18 protein-coding genes and 1 tRNA gene are annotated in these 18,117 nt (G+C 69.1%); 6 read left to right on the plus strand and 13 right to left on the minus strand.

Annotated features, from left to right (window positions below; translation table 11 throughout):
* Positions 1-2: 2 nt before the first annotated feature.
* From folE to JOE64_RS09730, 5 genes are all read right to left on the minus strand, one after another.
* The gene (folE, locus tag JOE64_RS09710) at positions 3-599 is read right to left on the minus strand and encodes a GTP cyclohydrolase I (RefSeq protein ID WP_204964063.1); all 597 of its coding nucleotides are present in this window, start codon (positions 597-599) and stop codon (positions 3-5) included.
* Between the two features lie 50 nt (positions 600-649).
* The gene (locus tag JOE64_RS09715; protein ID WP_204964064.1) at positions 650-1,468 is read right to left on the minus strand and encodes an ABC transporter ATP-binding protein; all 819 of its coding nucleotides are present in this window, start codon (positions 1,466-1,468) and stop codon (positions 650-652) included.
* The gene (locus JOE64_RS09720) at positions 1,465-2,295 is read right to left on the minus strand and encodes an ABC transporter permease (RefSeq protein ID WP_204964065.1); all 831 of its coding nucleotides are present in this window, start codon (positions 2,293-2,295) and stop codon (positions 1,465-1,467) included. The genes JOE64_RS09715 and JOE64_RS09720 overlap by 4 nt, the downstream gene beginning before the upstream one ends.
* Positions 2,292-3,140: an ABC transporter permease gene (locus JOE64_RS09725; RefSeq protein ID WP_204964066.1), complete on the minus strand. Its 849-nt coding sequence runs from the start codon at positions 3,138-3,140 to the stop codon at positions 2,292-2,294. Before JOE64_RS09725 ends, JOE64_RS09720 begins: the two co-directional genes overlap by 4 nt.
* 76 nt (positions 3,141-3,216) lie before the next feature.
* Positions 3,217-4,356, minus strand: coding sequence for an ABC transporter substrate-binding protein (locus tag JOE64_RS09730; protein WP_204964067.1), 1,140 nt, complete (start codon positions 4,354-4,356; stop codon positions 3,217-3,219).
* 206 nt (positions 4,357-4,562) lie between these two features.
* Here JOE64_RS09730 and JOE64_RS09735 point away from each other — a divergent pair, with 206 nt between their 5' ends.
* Positions 4,563-4,904, plus strand: a complete 342-nt coding sequence (locus JOE64_RS09735; protein WP_204964068.1) for a DUF6176 family protein — start codon at positions 4,563-4,565, stop codon at positions 4,902-4,904.
* 207 nt (positions 4,905-5,111) lie between these two features.
* Here the strand turns inward: JOE64_RS09735 and JOE64_RS09740 are convergent, their stop codons facing one another.
* Both JOE64_RS09740 and JOE64_RS09745 read right to left on the minus strand, forming a co-directional pair.
* Entirely contained in the window at positions 5,112-5,570 is a 459-nt protein-coding gene (locus JOE64_RS09740; RefSeq protein WP_204964069.1) for a hypothetical protein, read from the minus strand.
* A gap of 354 nt (positions 5,571-5,924) precedes the next feature.
* A tRNA-Ala gene (locus tag JOE64_RS09745) sits at positions 5,925-6,000 on the minus strand.
* Between the two features lie 69 nt (positions 6,001-6,069).
* Here JOE64_RS09745 and JOE64_RS09750 point away from each other — a divergent pair.
* The gene (locus tag JOE64_RS09750) at positions 6,070-7,275 is read left to right on the plus strand and encodes an amidohydrolase family protein (RefSeq protein ID WP_204964070.1); all 1,206 of its coding nucleotides are present in this window, start codon (positions 6,070-6,072) and stop codon (positions 7,273-7,275) included.
* Positions 7,276-7,317: 42 nt separating this feature from the next.
* Here JOE64_RS09750 and JOE64_RS09755 read toward each other — a convergent pair whose 3' ends face one another.
* From JOE64_RS09755 to galU, 3 genes are all read right to left on the minus strand, one after another.
* On the minus strand, positions 7,318-8,250 hold the full coding sequence (locus JOE64_RS09755) for a large exoprotein (protein ID WP_204964071.1): 933 nt from the start codon (positions 8,248-8,250) through the stop codon (positions 7,318-7,320).
* A 125-nt stretch (positions 8,251-8,375) separates the two neighbouring features.
* Complete coding sequence (locus JOE64_RS09760; RefSeq protein ID WP_204964072.1) at positions 8,376-9,008, minus strand: GNAT family N-acetyltransferase; 633 nt, start codon at positions 9,006-9,008, stop codon at positions 8,376-8,378.
* A gap of 30 nt (positions 9,009-9,038) precedes the next feature.
* Entirely contained in the window at positions 9,039-9,917 is an 879-nt protein-coding gene (gene galU / locus JOE64_RS09765) for a UTP--glucose-1-phosphate uridylyltransferase GalU (protein WP_204964073.1), read from the minus strand.
* Positions 9,918-9,999: 82 nt separating this feature from the next.
* On the opposite strand from galU, the gene JOE64_RS09770 reads away from it, so the two are divergent.
* Genes JOE64_RS09770 through mscL form a run of 3 tightly spaced genes read left to right on the plus strand, consistent with a single transcriptional unit; the run spans position 10,000 to position 11,334 of the window.
* Positions 10,000-10,596 (plus strand): 5-formyltetrahydrofolate cyclo-ligase, encoded by a 597-nt coding sequence (locus tag JOE64_RS09770; RefSeq protein ID WP_204964074.1) that lies wholly within the window; start codon positions 10,000-10,002, stop codon positions 10,594-10,596.
* Between the two features lie 20 nt (positions 10,597-10,616).
* On the plus strand, positions 10,617-10,883 hold the full coding sequence (locus JOE64_RS09775) for an FmdB family zinc ribbon protein (RefSeq protein ID WP_204964075.1): 267 nt from the start codon (positions 10,617-10,619) through the stop codon (positions 10,881-10,883).
* Between the two features lie 34 nt (positions 10,884-10,917).
* On the plus strand, positions 10,918-11,334 hold the full coding sequence (gene mscL / locus JOE64_RS09780) for a large conductance mechanosensitive channel protein MscL (protein WP_204964076.1): 417 nt from the start codon (positions 10,918-10,920) through the stop codon (positions 11,332-11,334).
* Between the two features lie 198 nt (positions 11,335-11,532).
* Here mscL and JOE64_RS09785 read toward each other — a convergent pair whose 3' ends face one another.
* The gene (locus tag JOE64_RS09785) at positions 11,533-15,225 is read right to left on the minus strand and encodes an AAA family ATPase (protein ID WP_204964077.1); all 3,693 of its coding nucleotides are present in this window, start codon (positions 15,223-15,225) and stop codon (positions 11,533-11,535) included.
* A gap of 237 nt (positions 15,226-15,462) precedes the next feature.
* Here JOE64_RS09785 and JOE64_RS09790 point away from each other — a divergent pair, with 237 nt between their 5' ends.
* The gene (locus JOE64_RS09790; protein ID WP_204964078.1) at positions 15,463-16,035 is read left to right on the plus strand and encodes a methylated-DNA--[protein]-cysteine S-methyltransferase; all 573 of its coding nucleotides are present in this window, start codon (positions 15,463-15,465) and stop codon (positions 16,033-16,035) included.
* A gap of 59 nt (positions 16,036-16,094) precedes the next feature.
* On the opposite strand, the gene JOE64_RS09795 is transcribed toward JOE64_RS09790, so the two are convergent.
* On the minus strand, positions 16,095-17,717 hold the full coding sequence (locus JOE64_RS09795; RefSeq protein WP_204964079.1) for a monocarboxylic acid transporter: 1,623 nt from the start codon (positions 17,715-17,717) through the stop codon (positions 16,095-16,097).
* Positions 17,714-18,064 (minus strand): DUF485 domain-containing protein, encoded by a 351-nt coding sequence (locus tag JOE64_RS09800; protein ID WP_204964080.1) that lies wholly within the window; start codon positions 18,062-18,064, stop codon positions 17,714-17,716. Before JOE64_RS09800 ends, JOE64_RS09795 begins: the two co-directional genes overlap by 4 nt.
* Positions 18,065-18,117: the final 53 nt, after the last annotated feature.

The raw sequence follows: 18,117 nt of genomic DNA on the forward strand, positions 1-18,117 counted from the left end.
GCTCAGAGCCCGATCAGGCTGCGAGCCTCGGCCCGCTGCACGGGGTCGGAGTCGTAGACGCCGCGGCTCGACACCGAGAACGCCTCCGATCCCACGGTGCGCTCGCCCCGCGCCCACATGCAGGCCTGTTCCGCCGAGAGCACGACGAGCACTCCTCGGGCGCCGATCGTGTCGACGACCGTCTGGGCGATCTGGTCGGCGAGGCGCTCCTGCATCTGCGGGCGCGCGGCGAGCACGCGGATCATCGCATCGAAGTCGCCGATGCCGGCCAGCATCCGATCGGGCAGGTAGGCCACCGACACGACCCCCTTGAAGGGCAGCATGTGGTGCTCGCAGACGGAGGAATAGGGGATGTCGCGCACCACGACCGGTCCGGGGTAGACGCCTTCGATGGGTTCGCCTCCCCCGAGCGCACGCACCGGGTCTGCGTGCAGTCCGCGGAAGAGATCGAGTCCGGCCTGCGCGACCCGTCGAGGCGTGTCCACGATCGTCGGGTGGTCGGCGTCGAGGCCGAGCGCGATCATGAACGCGCGGTACGCGCGTTCGGCGGCGTCGAGGTCGGCGGGGGCGCCGGAGGCGGCGACGGGGGTGAGGGCCATGGATCTGCCTTCTTTCGGTGCGACGGGAGGGGGGAAGGAGCGGGTGGTGTTCAGTGGAACAGGAGGGCGGTGGCGCGGTCGACGTAGTGGTGGAACTCGGGGGTGGCCATCATCTCGATGGTGCGCGGGCGCGGCAGGTCGACGTGGATGACCTCTTTGATCGTTCCGGGGCGGGGACTCATGACCGCGATGATGTCCGACAGCAGAACCGCCTCGTGGATGCCGTGGGTCACCATGACGGCCGTCGCGCCCTGCTCCGACCAGAGGCGCTGCAGTTCGAGGTTGAGACGCTGGCGCGTCATGTCGTCGAGGGCGCCGAACGGCTCATCGAGGAAGAGGACGCTCGGGCGCAGCGCGAGCGCGCGCGCGATGGCCACACGCTGGCGCATGCCGCCGGACAGCTGCCAGGGGCGGGCGCGGGCGAACTCGGTCAGACCGACCAGTGCCAGCAGGTCGGCGATCCAGTCGCGGTCGACGGGGACGCCGGCGACGTCGAACGGGAAGCGCACGTTCGCCTCGACGGTGCGCCACGGCAGCAGCGCGTGATCCTGGAAGGCGATGCCCAGCTGCTTGCGCCGACGCAGCTCCGCGGGCGCCATGCCATTCACGGAGGCCTCTCCTGCCGTCGGCGTATCGAGATCGGCGAGGATGCGCAGGATCGTCGACTTGCCGCATCCGCTGGGTCCGAGAAGCGAGAGGAAGGATCCGCGCGGGGTGTCGAGGTCGACGCCGGACACGGCGTGGACCACACCGTGGCGGGTGACGAACTCGCGCGTGAGGCCGCGCAACCGCACCCCGACCGGGACGGCGGGTTCGATCTCATCGGCGGCCGGCGACGCGGCGGGAAGATGTGCGGCAGCGCTCGTCATGTTGCGCCTCCTCGGCGGACGACGGTGGATGGGGGCGGGAAGCGGCCGGCGAGTGCCAGCCGTTCGGCCAGGGCGACGGCGCCGTAGGCGGCGAGGGCGAGGGCGATGGTGACGACGACCAGCGTCCACAGCAGTCCGTAGTCGGAGTAGGACTTGCTGGTCAGCAGGTTCGCTCCGAGCCCTTCGAACGAGAACAGGAACTCGTAGAGCGTCGCGGCGGAGATGGTCGCCGGAGCGGCGATCTTGAGACCCGCGAACAGGTAGGGCAGCGCGCTCGGCAGCTGCACGCGCCAGAGCAGTGTCACGCGTCCGCCGCCGTACGCGTGGACGAGGTCGACGGTCTCGGCGGATGCCGCCGCCATCCCGGTCGTCACGTTCATCAGCAGCGGGAAGAAGGTCACAACGCCGGCGATGACCGCCGCAGTGACGATCCCCGCGCCGAAGACGGCGTAGATGACGGGCGCTATGGCGATCAGCGGCACGGTCTGCAGCACGAGCGCGATCGGCAGGAAGGTTCCGCGCAGCCCGCGCGACACCGACATCGCGATCGAGCCGACGAGGCCGAGCGAGACGCCGAATGCCAGTCCGACGCTCGCATGCAGCAGTGTGACCCCGATCATCGGTACGAGGGCTGCACGCCGGTCGGCTGCTGCGGCGGGCGTGAACCTGCCGTCGACGAGAAGGTAGTCGAACACGTCGAGCGGCGTCTTTGTGAGATACGAGCTGACGTGACTCATCGAGACGGTCAACTGCCACCCCACCAGCAGGACGACGAGAGTGGCGAGGGTCGTCAGGATCGGCACCAGCCGAGGGCGCAGTCGATTCATCGTCGGCCTCCGGTGACGTGGCGGGTCCAGGGCGCGATGGCGGCGGCCACCACAGCGAGGGCTGCGTAGCCCGCGGCGGAGACGGCCGTGGCCAGCAGGGCGATCGCCCACATGCCGGTGTAGTCACCCACGTACTGCTGCGAGATCAGCAGGCGACCCACTCCGGCGTCGACTCCGACGGCGAAGAACTCGCCGGTCATGGCGCCGAGGAAGGCGGCCGGTGCGCCGATCTTGAGTGCGGTCAGAAACGCCGGCAGCGCGCTGATGAGGCGGACACGTCGGATCGCGGTGAGCTCTGTGCCGCCGTACGCGTGGACGAGATCGAGTTGGGCGGGGCTGGTCGCACGCAGGCCGAGGAGGACTCCGATGATCATCGGAAAGACGACGGCGAGTACGGCCAGTACGACGCTGACCGCGCGCGAGCCCGAGGGCGAGAGCAGCACGACGATGGGGCTGATCGCGGCCACCGGGATGCACGCGGCGATGATGCCGAGCTGCGTCGCGAAGGCATCCAACACAGGCGCAAGGATCACGGCAACGCCGAGCACGAGGGCGATCGCGACCGCGATCACGTATCCGGTGAGGGCGGAACCTGCTGTCGCGGCCAGGCCCGACCAGTATCCGGCGTCGCTCAGGTTCTGCGTCACGCGCGCCAGGACGGCACCGGGAGGGGGAACGGCGCCGTAGGTGCCGTTCTCGCGGGTGAACATCGTGACAGCCACCAGTTGCCACGCGACAACGATGAGGATCGCCCCGATCAGCCCGGTGAGCGTCGTCGTCAGCACGGGCCGCGAGATGCGCACGACGCCGGGGGCACGGCGCAGGCGCAGAGAAGGAGCGGTCATGATGTCTCCTGTCGCGTGTGGTGGAAGGATGCCGGGGCGAGGGGGGCGCCCCGGCATCCGGTTCGCGTCGGCGTCGTCAGGACGCCGGGACGGTGAAGCCGGCGATGAGATCCGGGTTCTCCGTGTAGAGCTCGCTCAGCAGGGAGGTATCGAACTCGGAGGCGTCCGCGGTGATGCCCGCCGCCCCCAGGGAGGACACGGCCTGCGTGACGAGGTCGGGCGTCAACGTGAAGATGCCGTTCTTGACGGTGTCGGTGGTGAGCATGAAGCTCGGCAGCACCGTCGCGCTGGAGAGCTGGAGCTTGGCGTCGAGGTCGTTGTCCTTACCGCCGTACTCCATCGCGATGTCGGCGATGCCTTGCGGCCCGGCCTTCAGCGCGGCGTTCCACCCCTGGATGACCGACTTCATCATCGCCTTGACCTCGTCGCGGTGGTTAGCCAGCATGTCGTCGCTGACGACCACGGCGTCGCCGAACTGGGCGTAGCCGGCGTCGCTGAAGCTGAGCGTCACGACGTCGCCGCCAGCCTGCTTCACCGCGATCGGGTAGTTGGTGAGGAACCCGACGAGTGCATCGACGTCGCCCTTCATGAGCGGGTCGATGCCGTTGGGCACCGAGACGAACGTGACCGTGTCGGCGGGCAGTTTGTTGGCGGCGAGGACCGCTTCGACAGCGAGCTTGCCACCCGCGTCCACGCCGATCTTCTTGCCCTTCAGGTCGGCGACCGAGGCGATGGGGTTGCCCTTGAGCGAGACGAAGCCGACCGGGCTCTTCACGAACTGCGCACCGATGATCTTCAACGGCGCCCCTCCGTGGATCGCGCCGGTGATACCGGTGAGGTCAGACGCGAGGCCGATCGTCGCGTTGCCGGCCAGCACGGTGTCCCACGGGTTCGTGGTGCCGCCGCCGGCGATGATGTCGACCGACGAGAAGCCGTTCTTCGTGTAGTCGCCGTTCTTGTCGGCGTAGTAGTAGCCGGCGAACTCGTAGTTCTTGATCCAGCTGAGGGCGACTCCCCCGGTGCCGAAGTCGGCGGTGCCGGCGGAACTCGTGGTCGCCTCGGGAGAGCTCGCACAGCCCGAGAGCAGGACGGCAGCGGTGGCGGCGACCGCTAGCGCGGTGGTGAGGCGGGAACGACGGGTGAAGCGGGTGGAGCGGGTGGAGCGGGAGGAACTGAGCGCCATATCGGATGCGGCGCGCGGAATCGGGTGCGTCACTGTGAGACCTCCATCTCGTTCGCGGGACGCACTCAACGTAAAGTCTTTACGTTTCGTGAATTGGCGACGGTTGTTTCACCGGTGTTACCTTTCGCGCCGCCCTTCGTCTGGTCGTCACGTCTGGTCGTCACGTCAGGTCATCGGCCGGCGTGCGCGAGGGAGTCCGACGAAAGGCTGTTCGGCCTGCCGTGCTCTAGCCTCGTGTCGTGATTCATCTCGTCGCGCGACGTATCCGCCCAGATCACCGCGATCGAGTGGTCGACTGGTTGCGTCAGGTCGATGGCCCTCGTCGCTTGGAGGCTCTGGAGTCGCTCGCCGCCGAAGGCGTCGAGCACGAAGCCGCGATGATCGTCGACACGAGCGACGGCCCCATCATCGTGTACGCAATGCAGACCGACGACCTGGCACGTTCACGCGTCGTAGCGGACGAATCTGCGCGCTCGGTGGATGCTGAGCACCGCGCCGTGATGCGGGATGCCGATGATGGACCGGCCCGTGCCGAGATCGTGCTCGATCTGCGTCCCGAGGAACCTGGCGCCACTCGGTGAGCACTCGGATACAGGTGAGTGCGGCGAGGAGGGCGATCGTGCCTCGGTCCACGACCACGGGTGTCGCAACGGATAGCTGCCCCCGCCGACACCATATTCCGTGGCATGCGAACGCAACTACGTTACGGCCCTTTTGTCAACACAATGACTATCGACGGTCCGGTGGCAAGGTCAAGCTCCTGTGCCCGCGCTCTTGGCTGCCCGACGTTATCCAGTGGACGCTGATTCAGCTCTATCGAGGAACATCTCGACTCGATCACGCACATGCCTGTGCATCTCTAAGAAGGCGGCTAGCTCGAGTCCGTGGAGCATCGCCGCACGGCCGTTGATTTGGGCAAGTTCCTGGATGTCTTGCTTGTACTGTGCGAGTTCTGCGGCCGAGAAAGGATGTGACTGCGGCTCGTAGGCCGCTGGCGTGGCGGCAGCTTCAGACTGCTCGAACGACGCTGCCTGAGCATCCGGTGCCGTTGTTTCCAGCACATATCGAATGACCATCGCTTGATACACATCGAGCTGTTGACGGGATTGCTCAAGAGAGAGACGGGATTGCTCGAGAGAGTGCTGAACTCTTGTCGCGGCCGATCGTTGCTGGTAGACAACCGCCCAGACGGTCGCAGCTGCGGCGAGTAGCGTTGCGACGACTCCGGAGGCTGCGAGCCAGTCCATCTTTACCGTCCTTCATGTCCAGCATACGAAGAGAACTACTCGCTGGACCCGTCGCGATAATGCTAAGGCTCAGAAGTGCCCGCATACCAGGAGAGGGAGGCCGCGACGATCACTGGTTCCGGTGAACGACTACGCCCGAGCGTCGACATCCATCCGACCCGAGATGATCCTCCGCACAGCGTACGTCGCGCGTCTGACACGATGCACCGCACCGGCAACCAAGCGTTCTTCAACCGATCCGCTTTACACGCAATGAGAACGTGACAGCGCTGGTCGACAAAACCACTCGCCGGAGCGTCACTGAGACCGCAAAAGCAAACGGCGCCTCTCTGAAAGAGAGACGCCGCTTTGTCGTGGTGGACCTAAGGAGATTCGAACTCCTGACCTCCTCGATGCGAACGAGGCGCGCTACCAACTGCGCCATAGGCCCAATAACGTCATCTACCGTATCACGCGCCGCGGCGGCTTCCGTACACGGGACGGCAGGCAGGATGGAGGGATGAGTTCTCCCCTCTCGCCCGTGACCCTCATCCGCAATGTCCGCGTGCCGTACGGCGGCGCCGATCACGCCGTCGACATCGCCGTCGAGGGCGACACGATCACCGCCGTCCCACCCGCAGATCGCAGCGCGGCATCCACCGCGACGGCGCCGGGCAGTTACGACGGCCGCGGACTGCTCGCACTCCCCGGCCTCGTCAACGCGCACGCGCACATCGACAAGTCGTGGTGGGGTCTGCCGTGGCAGTCCTACGGCGGCGAGGGCACCACCGAGGGCCGCATCCGGCACGAGCGCGCGCGACGCGATGAGATCGGGATGCCCTCGGTCGAGATCACACGCCGGGTGCTCGACCAGTTCGTCGCCCACGGCACGACCGCCCTGCGCACACACGTCGACGTCGACCTCGGCCTGGGTCTGCGCGGCATCGAGGTGGTGCGTGAGGCGCTGGCGGCGTACGGCGGGGCGCTCACGGCTCAGATCGTCGCGTTCCCCCAAGACGGTGTGCTGCGCCGCCCGGGCGTGCTGGCCCTGCTCGAGCAGGCCGCACGCGAGGGAGTCGACCACATCGGCGGGCTCGACCCGGCCACGATCGATCGCGACCCGGTCGGTCAGATCGACGCGCTCGTGGGCCTCTCCGCCGAGCACGGTGTCGGCATCGACATCCACCTGCACGACCCCGCCGAGCTGGGTGCGTTCCAGATCGAGCTGGTGCTCGACCGCGTGGAGCGTCTCGGACTCGAGGGCCGCGTCACGATCGCGCACGGCTTCGCCGTCGCCCAGCTCGCCGACAGCCGCCGACGCGATCTGCTCGCCCGTATGGGAGAGGCCGGCGTCACGATGACCACGGTCGCACCTCTCCGACTCCCCCAGCTCCCGCTGCACGAGCTCGACGAGCACGGTGTGGCCTTCGCGTTCGGCACCGACGGTGTGCGTGACCTGTGGAGCCCGTACGGCACCGGAGACCTTCTCGGCATCGCGTGGCAGTACGCGCGGGCATCCAGCCTCGTGCACGACGACGACCTGCGCCGCGTGGTCGAGATCGCAACCGGCGCCGGCGCGCCGTTCGCCGGACTGCCGGCGAACGAGCTGCGCGTCGGCGATCGGGCCGACATCGTGCTGATCGACGCCGAGAACCCGATGGATTCCCTCGTGCGCACGCCGCCGCGCGAGGCCGTGATCGCCGGCGGTCGCCTCCTCGTCGGCTGAGCCATCGAAGCCCCGGCGGCGAGAGAGCTCAGCCGGGGACGGTCACTGACCGGATGCCCGACGCTCGAGCAGCCGTCGAACGTGCGCCTCGATCGCCTCGTCACCCGCGGCCGGGCCGCCGGCGAACTCCGCCTCGCGCTGGGTGGTGCGGGCGGTGCGGGCGACGGCGATCGACGTGGGGCGCTGGGCCTCGGCGCGAGCGCGCATGCGCTCGTCGAGCGCCGCGCGACGCAGGGCGTCTCTCGCGTCCGCCTGGTCGAGTACCACTGCGGCGCGCGAGCCGGCGGAAGCGGTCAACGGGCGCGGAAGCTCGCGGGGCGTCCAGGCGACACGGTCGGATGCCAGCGACACGTCCTGCAGCTCGGTCGCCGCCCGCTCCACCGCCGGGGCGGCCTCGCGCACGACGGCTCGACGACTGACGACCGACATGCGCTGCAGCACGGCGATGCTCGCGAGGGCCAGCGCGACGGCGGGCCAGAGGAGCAGCTGCGAACCCGTCGACGCCAGCTGCACACCACCCCAGGCGGCGAGAGCGACGGAGGCGATCGCGACGACGGTCGCGATCAGACGGGCGCGGCGACGCGCCCGGGCGCGACGCAGTTCCGGGCGCGCCCGCTCGGCGCGCGCGTCGGCAGCGGCGCGCTCACGGGCAGCCGCGGCGTCGGCCTTGGCCTGCAGGCGCGCGACCGCCAGTTCGGCGCGTGCACGTTCCAGGTCGGCCTGCTCGCGCTCGGCCTGGGCCTGCTTGGCCAGACGCTGCTGCGCGAGGGCCGTGCGGGCGTTGAGCTCGAGGCGGACCTCTTCGGGCGTCTCGCTCGTCTCGGCGAGCACACGCAGCGCCTGGTTCAGCCGCACCGCGTTGCGCTCTGCGGCGTTGAACTGGTGCCTGCCGTGCCACGAGGGCAGTAGATACACGAGCCACAGCACGACCGCGACGAGGACGATGACACCACCGCCGAGAACCTGCCCACCCATGCCGACCACGGTACGTGTGAGAAGCGCCGTCGCCGGTCATCCGGTCCGCGTGTCTGACCTTCGAGTAGAACATGAAGGTCAGACACCGCTCCACGTCCGTGCGTGGCGAGGCTCGTCGCGCGGACTCAGATCCCGCCGGGCCGATCCGCCACGGGCACCGTCGCGGCATCCGTCGGCGCTGCTCCGCGCACCCATCGCTGCAGCACACCCTCCGGCACCTCTTCGCGGACGAGCGCGAACGCGTAGTGATCGCGCCAGTCCCCCGCGATGTGGATGAAGCGTCGCCGCAGTCCCTCGTAGCGGAAGCCGAGCTTCTCGACGACCCGCAGGCTCGCCTTGTTCCCGGGCCGGATGCAGATCTCCATGCGGTGCAGGCCGAGCTCGCCGAAGCACACGTCGGTGGCGAGCGCGACAGACGTCGGTGTGATCCCGCGCCCCGCGAAGCGTTCGCTCACCCAGTATCCGATGGTCGCCGACGAGAGCGACCCGCGCGAGATCCCCCACACATTCAGCTGCCCCGTGATCTCGCCGTCGTACTCCATGACGAAGGGGACGCCGCCGCCGTCGCGATACTGCTGCAGTAGACGTCGGATGCCCAGGCGCATGTCGAACGACACGGGCCCATCGGGGCTCGTCGCCTCCCACGGGCGCAACCAGGAGCGGTTGCCCAGCAGCTCGGCCTGCAGCGCCTTCGCGTCGCGCTGTTTGACCAGCCGGATCGACACCCGCCCATGCTGGCGCGGCACCGTCAGATCCACGCGCTCTCCTTCACACTCGCCGCGCCGCGGTCACAGCCGCTGCGCGAAGTCCCTGAGCCAGGGACGCAGCTCCGGGCCGAGGTCGTCGCGGTCGGCGGCCAGCTGCACGATGGCCTTGATGTACTCGACTTTATCGCCGGTGTCGTAGCGGCGCCCCCGGAACACGACGCCGAGCACACCATCGGTCACGGCTAGCTCTTCGAGCGCGTCGGTCAGCTGGATCTCTCCGCCGCGACCGGGCGCCGTGTGCTCCAGCACGTCGAAGACCCCGGGGGTGAGCAGGTACCGGCCGATGACCGCATAGTTCGAGGGAGCGTCTTCCTTCGTCGGCTTCTCGACGAGGCCGGTGATCCGCACCACGTCGGGATCGTCGGTCGACTCGACCGCCGCGACGCCGTAGAGGTGGATGTGCTCGGGGTCGACCTCCATGAGGGCGACGACACTGAGGCCGGTCCGCTCGTTCTCGGCGATCATCTTCTCGAGCAGTACGTCGCGCTCGTCGATCAGGTCGTCACCCAGCAGCACGGCGAAGGTGTGGTCGCCGACGTGGTGGCGCGCCCGCAGCACGGCGTGGCCGAGGCCTTTGGGCTCGCCCTGCCGCACGAAGTGGATGTCGGCCATCTCGGTCGACGCCTGCACCCGACGGAGCTTGTCGAGGTCGCCCTTGGTGGTGAGGTTCGATTCGAGCTCGGGCACCGAGTCGAAGTGGTTCGAGATGTTGTTCTTGTTGCGCCCCAGAATGATGAGGACGTCATCGATGCCGGCGGATACCGCCTCTTCGACGACGTACTGGATCGCCGGCTTGTCGACGACGGGGAGCATCTCCTTCGGCATCGCCTTGGTGGCGGGCAGGAATCGGGTTCCGAGTCCTGCGGCGGGGATCACAGCCTTGATGCGCGAGGTCGTCATAGCGCCACCCTATCCGCCGCGTCGCCCGGGCAACCCGCGCGCGGGAGCCGGGCTCCGCCCTGATGACACCTACAATCGGACCATGGCCGACCCGATCGACGACGCGAAGCGCGCGCTGCGCGCGGACCTCCGCGAGCGGCGTCAGCAGCGCTCCGAAGCGGCCCGCACGGCCGACGAGGCCGGCGTGAAGGGGCAGTTGGATGCCTTGGTCGCACGCCTCGGCGCCACGTCGGTGTCGTGCTTCCTGTCGACGCCCACCGAGCCCGGCACGCATGCGTTCATCGTCGACGCGGTCGCTCGAGGCATCCGCGTGCTGCTGCCGATCACACGCGCCGACGGGCTGCTCGACTGGACGATCGCCGATCCCGAGGGCGAGGTCGCCGAAGGATTGTTCGGAGTGCCCGAGCCGGTCGGCGACATTCTGAGCCCGTTGGCCGTGAACGACGTCGACCTTCTCATCATCCCCGCCGCCGCCGTGGACCGCAGCGGCATGCGTCTCGGCTGGGGGCGCGGATTCTTCGACAAGACCATCGGATCGATGGAGCGCTGCCCGCCCGTCTACGCCGTGATCTTCGACACCGAGCTCCTCGACGAGGTCCCTCGCGACCTGCACGATCAGGCCGTCTCCGGTGTCGTCACCCCTACGCAGACCCTGACCCTCACGCCGACGCGGCGCTGATCTTCCCTTCAAGGAGCCCGATGCCCACCTACGCCTACGCCTGCACGCAGTGCGGCCACCGATTCGACGCGGTGCAGTCTTTCAGCGACGCGGCCCTCACGCAGTGCCCCGAGTGCGGCGGAGCGCTCCGCAAGCAGTACGGCTCGGTCGGCGTGACCTTCAACGGCTCGGGCTTCTATCGCACCGACTCCCGCGCGTCGGGATCGTCGTCGGGTGGCGCGACGTCATCCGTTCCGACATCATCGAAGTCCGAGGCACCCTCGGCATCCACGTCGTCGACCTCGTGATCCCGGACCGGACCGGGCACTGTAAGGAGCAGAAATGATCAAGGGCTTCAAAGACTTCATCATGCGCGGCAACGTCATCGACCTCGCGGTCGCTGTCGTCATCGGTGCAGCATTCACGGCCATCATCAATGCGATCGTCGAAGGACTGATCAACCCGCTGATCGGCGTGATCTTCCAGGTCGGCGACCTCAGCGGCTGGACGATCGATGTCCCGACGCTCAGCGGTGGCGTCTCCACGTTCCATGTCGGCGCGATCGTCGGCGCGATCATCAACTTCGTCGCCGTCGCGGCGATCGTCTACTTCGTGTTCGTCATGCCGATGAACGTCTTCAAGGAGCGCCAGGCCGCCAAGGCCGGCGTCACCGAGGCAGAGGAGGAGAAGCTGCCGACCGAGCAGGAACTCCTCGTGCAGATCCGCGACCTCCTGGAGACCCAGAAGCGCTCGTCCTAATAGTGCGGCGGCACGTCCTGCCGCAATCGCGCATCGTTCGGACCGGATGCCCCGGCCCCACCCTCTCGGGGGCGGGTCGGGGCATCCGTGCGTCGTACCGGAATGTCGGGCGACGTGTCGGTCCCGGCGACGGCGGTCAGACGCGCTCGGCGCGCACCGCGCACCCGTTCGACGTGCTGGCGCGACGGTGCGTCCTCGTCAGCGCACATCGATCGGCTCGGTCTCGCCGTGAGCGGCGCCGGCCTCCGGCGGCACGCCGAGGATCGCGGCGATCCGATCGGCGACCCCTGCCGGGTCGCTGTACACGTCGAACGCGTGCACCCGGATGTAATGCCAACCGAGACGTCGCAGCACCTGCGGTCGCAGGCGCAGCGTCTCGCGCAGCGACTCGGTCGACGTGTCGGAATCACTCTCGGCGACGACGGCCTTGCCCTGGTACTGCGCGACGATCGGCAGCTGGCCACGGTAGTCGACGTCAACCGAGACACCTCGCGCCCGCAGGTGACGCGCGAGGGTAAGCGTCAACGGATCGGCCAGGTCTTCGAGGCGCGCGTCGCGGGCCCGCGCGGCGATGCCGCCGAGGATCGACATGAGCGTCGATGCCCCGGACTCGAGGCGCCCCTCGTCGAAAGCCGACGGGCGGATCGACGACACGATGACCATCGATCGCCGTGCGCGCGTCATGCCCACCGTCAGCAGGCGCTCACCGTCGGGGCCGGACAGGTCGCCGAAGTCGCTGAGGACGCGGCCGTGCTTCGTGAGACCGAACCCGAGCGAGAAGACGACACGATCGCGGCTCTCGGCGACGGAGTCGTCGAGTCCCAGCACGGCGAACGGCTCCGCCGTATCGCGGCCGACGAAATCGGCGACATCCGCGCGGCCCGCGAAGGCCGACGCGACGGCGGCGCGCACCCGCTCGGCGTGGCGGCGCGACGCGGTGACGACCATGAGCGATTCGGCGGGCCGGTTCACGGCGTGCTCGACGACGAGCGTCACGACACGCGCGACCTCGGCGTCGGGGCTCTCGACGGCACCCGAGATCGGGTCGGGCGCGCCGGTGCCGCCTTCGACGTAGTCGACGCTGAGGCTGCCGCGCCCGAGATACGAACCGGCCCACGGCAGCGACACGAGTCGCCCGCCATAGAAGGCCGTGTTCACGAGCTCGGCGAGGTCTTCTCCCCCGGCACGGTAGCTGCGGGTGAGGGTCTCTCCGGGGAGCAACTCCGCCAGGCGCTCGAAGACACTGACGTCGTCGAACTCGGCCTGGGGTCGCTCGTCCGGCTGGCGATCGCCCGCACCGACCCGGAACGGCGTCGGTCGCTGGGTGACCGGATCACCGAAGGCCACGACGTGGCGCGCGCGCCGGAGGGACGGAGCCGCCTCGGCGAGGCAGAGCGCCGCGGCATCCGCGATGATGACGACGTCGAACGACGCATCGGCGGGGATCGAGGGGACCTCGTACGGCGAGGCGAGCCACACCGGCGCGAGCGTGCGCACGAGAGTCGGCGCGGCGGCGACGAGTTCGCGGGGGCTCGTCGCACCCGAGCGCAGCGCATGCTTGAGGGCGTTCGCCTCGCGCGGTTCGTCGACGACCGCGATCTTCCACCGCGTCGCCAGCTCGGCCGCGAGAAGCGGCCCGGCCGACCCGGCGTGCGCCTCATCGACGAGGCGATAGTCGCGCTCGAGCCGGTCGACGATCGAGGTGTTCGCGCCCAGCAAAGCGCGATCGGTGCGCAGCATGGCTTCGAGCGCCGACTGCCACCAGGCGAACTCGAACTCCAAGGCGACCTGCGATTCGGGCACGTGCCGCACCGACAGTTCCGTGAGCAAACCGTCGAGGCCCATGTCGGTGAGCTGTCCACGCAGCGTGGCGCGCTCGACGAGGTTGTCGAAGACCTTGGATTCGGCGGCGAGCCCCGCAAGCGTACGCAACAGGTACGGGATGGGGAGCGACGCCAGCGGCTCGGTGCGGCCGAGGGCGGCGTCGAGCGCCGTGAGGTCGGCGCTCACCCGCTGCCACGACGCGGCCACCTCATCGAGCCCGAGGGGGATCTCGGGCAGCACGCCCGGGTCGACCAGCTGCTGCCACTGCGCACGCTGGTTCTGCACGCGCACGAGCCCCTCGTGCATGTCGGTGACGTGCATGCCGGGCCGCACGTACTCGCGCGAGAGCTGCTTGAGGCGGCGGCGCTGGGGCCCCGACATCTCGGGGGCGTCGCGGCGGGCGGCGTACGCGCTGATGAGCTCGTCGAGCGGGCGTTCGAAGACGGTCGAGCTGAACTTGTCGAGAGAGCCGCGGATGCCCTGGAGCAGGTGGATGTACGTGCCGAGGCCCGAGACCGTCGTAAAGGGACGCATGCGGGTTTGAGCGATCAGCTCGTAGCCCCGCTCGAGGATCGCCGGAACCTCGGCGCGATGCAGCCGGACGGCGAGCGCGTGGGCGTCCGTGGCATCCTGCGTGGTGTCGAACGCCACCCCGTACCAGGGCGAATCGTCGGGACCGAACCGGAACTCTCCGAGGCGCGCGGCCGTGGCGAGCGAGTGGGCCGCCTCAGCGCGACGCGTCGCGAGCAGCTGCAGGGTGCGCATGTCGAAGCGCGTCTGCGCAGACGGCTGGGGGTCGGCACCGGCGATCGTCGTGAGGGTCCGCAGGGCTTCGAGCGGCGAAACCCCCAGCTGCGCGTGGCGCTGCGTGAGGGCGTCGCGGTAGTCGCGCAGCACCGTGCGCAGCCGCACGAGCGCGTCGTCGACTTCGGCGACCTTGGGCTGCTCGGCCTTCTCGTTGCGGCCGATCGCACGGATGAGGTCACGGTGCAGCTGCGTGGGCGAGACGGCCAGAGCGGGCAGGCCGATCCCCGCGAGCCGGTGGCGGACACCCTCGAGGGTCGAGCGGCGGGCGCTGACGACGAGGACGCGCTTGCCGGCGCGGACGAACTCGCCGATCGCGTTGATGACGGTCTGCGTGCCACCCGTCCCTGGCAGGGTCTGCACGGTGAGCGACTGACCGGCGAGGATGCGCGCGAGCACGGCCTCCTGCTCGCTGTCGGCGTCGAGCAGCAGTCGGTCGGATGCCGGTGGGCGCTCATCGGGGCCTGCGGTCTCGGGGCGAGGACGCGGCAGGACCAGCTCGTCGCGGTCGGCGGCGTGGCCGGCGATCGCGTTGAGCACGGGGTGGTCGAGGTCGGCGGCGTCGCGCACCATGGCGGAGGCGACGTCGGCGAAGGTCGACACCACGAGGCGCGGAAGGACCGTGAACGTGTCGATGTGCGCGGTGAGCGCGCGCAGGTGGTCGATGACCGGCTGCGGTTTGAAGACGCCGTTGTCGTGAGCGAGGGCGGCGAGCGCGCGGCCGTCGAGGTCGATGCCGAACTGCGTGCGCACGGCGTGCACCAGCTCGGGGTTGATCGTGAACGAACCTCGCAGCTTCAGGTCGAAGTCGAGGTGATGGCGGCGGATGACGAGCGGGCGCAGCAGCACGGGGGCGGCGAAGGTCTCGTCGCCGAAGCGCCACGAGGCGATCGCGACCGCGAGGTGGACGGTGTCGAGACCGCGGGCGGTGCGCAGCTCCACATCTTTCGCCGCGATCCGCTCGGCGGCCAGCCGCGCAGTGCGCAGCGCCACTTCGTCGCGGAAGAGGTTCGACAGGAGCGTCGAGCGCCCCGTGATGAACTGCGGCAGGCTGCCCGGGTGGGCTTTCGTGATGTCGATGCCGGCGTCACCGGCATCCGTGTAGTGCAGCAGCGTCGAGCGGCCGCCGAGGTCGGCGGCCTCGTCGCGCAGCCGGGCGCGCAGGGTCTGGGCGACGTGGGTCACGACGACTCCGGGCTCCGACAGGTCGAGGTCCGTCGGGGTCACCGAACGCTCGTGCTCGGCGTCGTCTGCACCGGGCACGGGACCACCGTCTGATCGCCACACATTCGACACCCTATGCGCGCTCCCGTCCGGAAAACCTCCATCGGGCCGGGTTTCGCGGGATTCGGAGCATCGGGAGACCGCTTTTCGACCTCATGAGGAGGCGTTTCCCCTCCCGCGCACGGCTTCCCCTCCCCAGACGAGCGCAACGCGGATCGCCCCACAGATACGCCGGAGAGGAGTGACGGATGCCGCCGCGCGGCCATCATGAATGTCATGACCGCATCCGCCGCATCTCGGCCCGCCTCATACTCGGTGCACCCGACACCGATCGGCGAGGCCCTCGTCATCGTGACCGACGAGGGCCTCGCTCTGCTCGACGTGCTCGAGGTGCGCGTGGGCGCTGTGGACGATGCGCTGTCGGCGGCCACGGAGCACCTGCGCACCGTGCCCCGCCTCGACCCGGGAGCCACGGCGACGGTGACTCGTCAGCTCGACGACTACTTCGCCGGCAGCCGTCGCGAGTTCGACCTCGCACTCGACCTGCGCGGAATCGGCGGTTTCGTGCGGGCAGCGCTCGAGGCGGTGTGCTCGATCCCCTACGGCGAGGTCGCCTCGTACGCCGAGGTGGCGATCCTCGCCGGCTCGCCCGGTGCGAACCGCGCCGTGGGCACGGCGTGCGCGCGCACGCCGGTTTCGATCGTGATCCCCGCCCACCGCGTGGTGCGCAGCGACGGTTCGATCGGCGAATACGGCGGCCACCCCGAGCGCAAACGATTCCTGCTCGACCTCGAGGCCCGTATCTCGGGCCTGAAGGCCCAGCCGGTGCGAGACTCCGCGGGCGTGTAGGCCGCCCCGGACGACGACCGGCACCGGGCGCACGCTGCGCCCGGTGCCGGTGCGGCCGGTCAGTGGTCGACGGCCTTCTCGGCGCCGTACCCGGTGAGCGAGCGGACCTCCATCTCGGCGGCCTTGCCCGGGTCCTCGGCGCGGGTGGAGGTCACCGAACCCAACCATCCGAGGAAGAACCCGAGCGGGATCGAGACGATGCCCGGGTTGTTCAACGGCCAGATCGCCACGCCCACATCCTTGAAGACGCTCGTCGGCGTCCCCCAGAAGACGGGCGAGAGCGCGATCAGGATGATGGCCGAGGCGAGCCCTCCGTACATGCTCCACACGGCGCCCCGGGTCGTGAAGCGACGCCAGAACAGCGAGTACAGGATCGTCGGCAGGTTCGCCGATGCGGCGACCGCGAACGCGAGCGCGACGAGGAAGGCGACGTTCTGGCCCTGCACGCCGATGCCGCCGAGGATCGCGAGCACGCCGATCACGATGACGGTGCGCCGCGCGACCTTCACCTCGCCGTCGGGGGCGACCTTGCCCTTCTTCACGACATTGGCGTAGATGTCGTGCGCGAACGACGCCGCGGCGGTGATCGTGAGTCCGGCGACGACCGCGAGGATCGTGGCGAAGGCGACGGCCGAGATGAAGCCGAGCAGCAGCGGTCCGCCGAGCGCCTGTGCCAGCAGCGGCGCGGCGGAGTTCACTCCGCCCGGGGCCGCCTTGATGACCTCGGGCCCGACCATCGCGCCCGCGCCGTAGCCGAGCACGAGCGTCAGCAGGTAGAACAGCCCGATCAGCCAGATCGCCCAGACGACCGAGCGACGCGCCTCTTTCGCGGTGGGCACCGTGTAGAAGCGCATCAGCACGTGCGGCAGGCCCGCGGTGCCGAGCACGAGCGCGACCGCGAGCGAGATGAAGTCCCACGGATTCTTGCCGTACTGCAGGCCCGGGCCGAGGATCGCGTCTTTCGGGTCGGTGATGGATGCCGCCACCGCCGACTCGAGCAGGGTGTTGAGGTTGAAGCCGTTGATCGCGAGCACCCAGATCGTCATGACGATCGCGCCGCCGATGAGCAGGAACGCCTTCACGATCTGCACCCAGGTCGTGCCCTTCATGCCGCCGATGAGCACGTACACGATCATCAGCACACCGACGACGGCGACGACCACGGACTGCCCGACCTTGTCGTTGATGCCGAGCAGCAGCGAGACCAGTCCCCCGGCTCCCGCCATCTGGGCGAGCAGGTAGAAGAAGCAGACGGCGAGCGTCGTGATCGCCGCCGCCATCCGCACCGGTCCCTGCCGCAGGCGGAACGAGAGCACGTCGGCCATCGTGAACTTGCCGGTGTTGCGCATCAGTTCGGCGACCAGCAGCAGCGCGACGAGCCACGCCACCAGGAAGCCGATCGAATACAGGAATCCGTCGTAGCCGTTGATCGCGATGGCACCGACGATTCCGAGGAAGGATGCCGCGGACAGGTAGTCGCCGGCGATCGCGAATCCGTTCTGCGGCCCCGTGAACGAGCGCCCCGCGGCGTAGTAGTCCGCCGCCGTCTTGTTGTTGCGGCTGGCGCGGATCACGATGAACAGCGTCACGGCGACGAACGCGCCGAAGATCGAGATGTTGAGGACCGGATTGTTCTCGGCGGCGGCGGGAGCGGCGGCAGAGACGACGAGCGCGACGCTCACGAGCCGGACTCCTGCTTCTCGAGCGCCCCACGGATCTCGGCCGAGACCGGATCGAGTCGGCGATTGGCGAACGACACGTAGGTCATCGTGATGGCGAAAGTCGTGACGAACTGGCCGAGTCCGAGCAGCAGACCGACGGTGATGTCGCCCCAGACCCGCGTGGCCATGAACTCCGTCGCGAACGACGAGAGCAGCACGTACGCGAAGTACCAGACGAGAAAGGCCACCGTGAGGGGCCAGACGAAGCTGCGGTGACGGCGTTTGAGTTCGACGAAGGGCGGTGATCCCTCGACGGCGATGTAGTCGACGCCGCCGGGTGGGCGCGCATCGGTGGACGATCCGGACATGTGGCCTCCTTGCCTCATGAGGGAGTGAAGCGTGTCGCTTCGGCGCCGATCGT

Source organism: Microbacterium dextranolyticum, from assembly GCF_016907295.1.
GTDB lineage: Bacteria > Actinomycetota > Actinomycetes > Actinomycetales > Microbacteriaceae > Microbacterium > Microbacterium dextranolyticum.

Excerpts from the sequence above, each read along its gene's own strand:
- JOE64_RS09715 (WP_204964064.1), bottom strand. The coding sequence starts at position 1,468 with ATGACGAGCGCTGCCGCACATCTTCCCGCCGCGTCGCCGGCCGCCGAT.
- JOE64_RS09800 (WP_204964080.1), bottom strand. The coding sequence starts at position 18,064 with ATGTCCGGATCGTCCACCGATGCGCGCCCACCCGGCGGCGTCGACTAC.
- JOE64_RS09775 (WP_204964075.1), top strand. The coding sequence starts at position 10,617 with ATGCCCACCTACGCCTACGCCTGCACGCAGTGCGGCCACCGATTCGAC.
- JOE64_RS09725 (WP_204964066.1), bottom strand. The coding sequence starts at position 3,140 with ATGACCGCTCCTTCTCTGCGCCTGCGCCGTGCCCCCGGCGTCGTGCGC.
- JOE64_RS09770 (WP_204964074.1), top strand. The coding sequence starts at position 10,000 with ATGGCCGACCCGATCGACGACGCGAAGCGCGCGCTGCGCGCGGACCTC.
- mscL (WP_204964076.1), top strand. The coding sequence starts at position 10,918 with ATGATCAAGGGCTTCAAAGACTTCATCATGCGCGGCAACGTCATCGAC.
- JOE64_RS09790 (WP_204964078.1), top strand. The coding sequence starts at position 15,463 with ATGACCGCATCCGCCGCATCTCGGCCCGCCTCATACTCGGTGCACCCG.
- JOE64_RS09755 (WP_204964071.1), bottom strand. The coding sequence starts at position 8,250 with ATGGGTGGGCAGGTTCTCGGCGGTGGTGTCATCGTCCTCGTCGCGGTC.
- galU (WP_204964073.1), bottom strand. The coding sequence starts at position 9,917 with ATGACGACCTCGCGCATCAAGGCTGTGATCCCCGCCGCAGGACTCGGA.
- JOE64_RS09740 (WP_204964069.1), bottom strand. The coding sequence starts at position 5,570 with ATGGACTGGCTCGCAGCCTCCGGAGTCGTCGCAACGCTACTCGCCGCA.
- JOE64_RS09750 (WP_204964070.1), top strand. The coding sequence starts at position 6,070 with ATGAGTTCTCCCCTCTCGCCCGTGACCCTCATCCGCAATGTCCGCGTG.
- JOE64_RS09720 (WP_204964065.1), bottom strand. The coding sequence starts at position 2,295 with ATGAATCGACTGCGCCCTCGGCTGGTGCCGATCCTGACGACCCTCGCC.
- folE (WP_204964063.1), bottom strand. The coding sequence starts at position 599 with ATGGCCCTCACCCCCGTCGCCGCCTCCGGCGCCCCCGCCGACCTCGAC.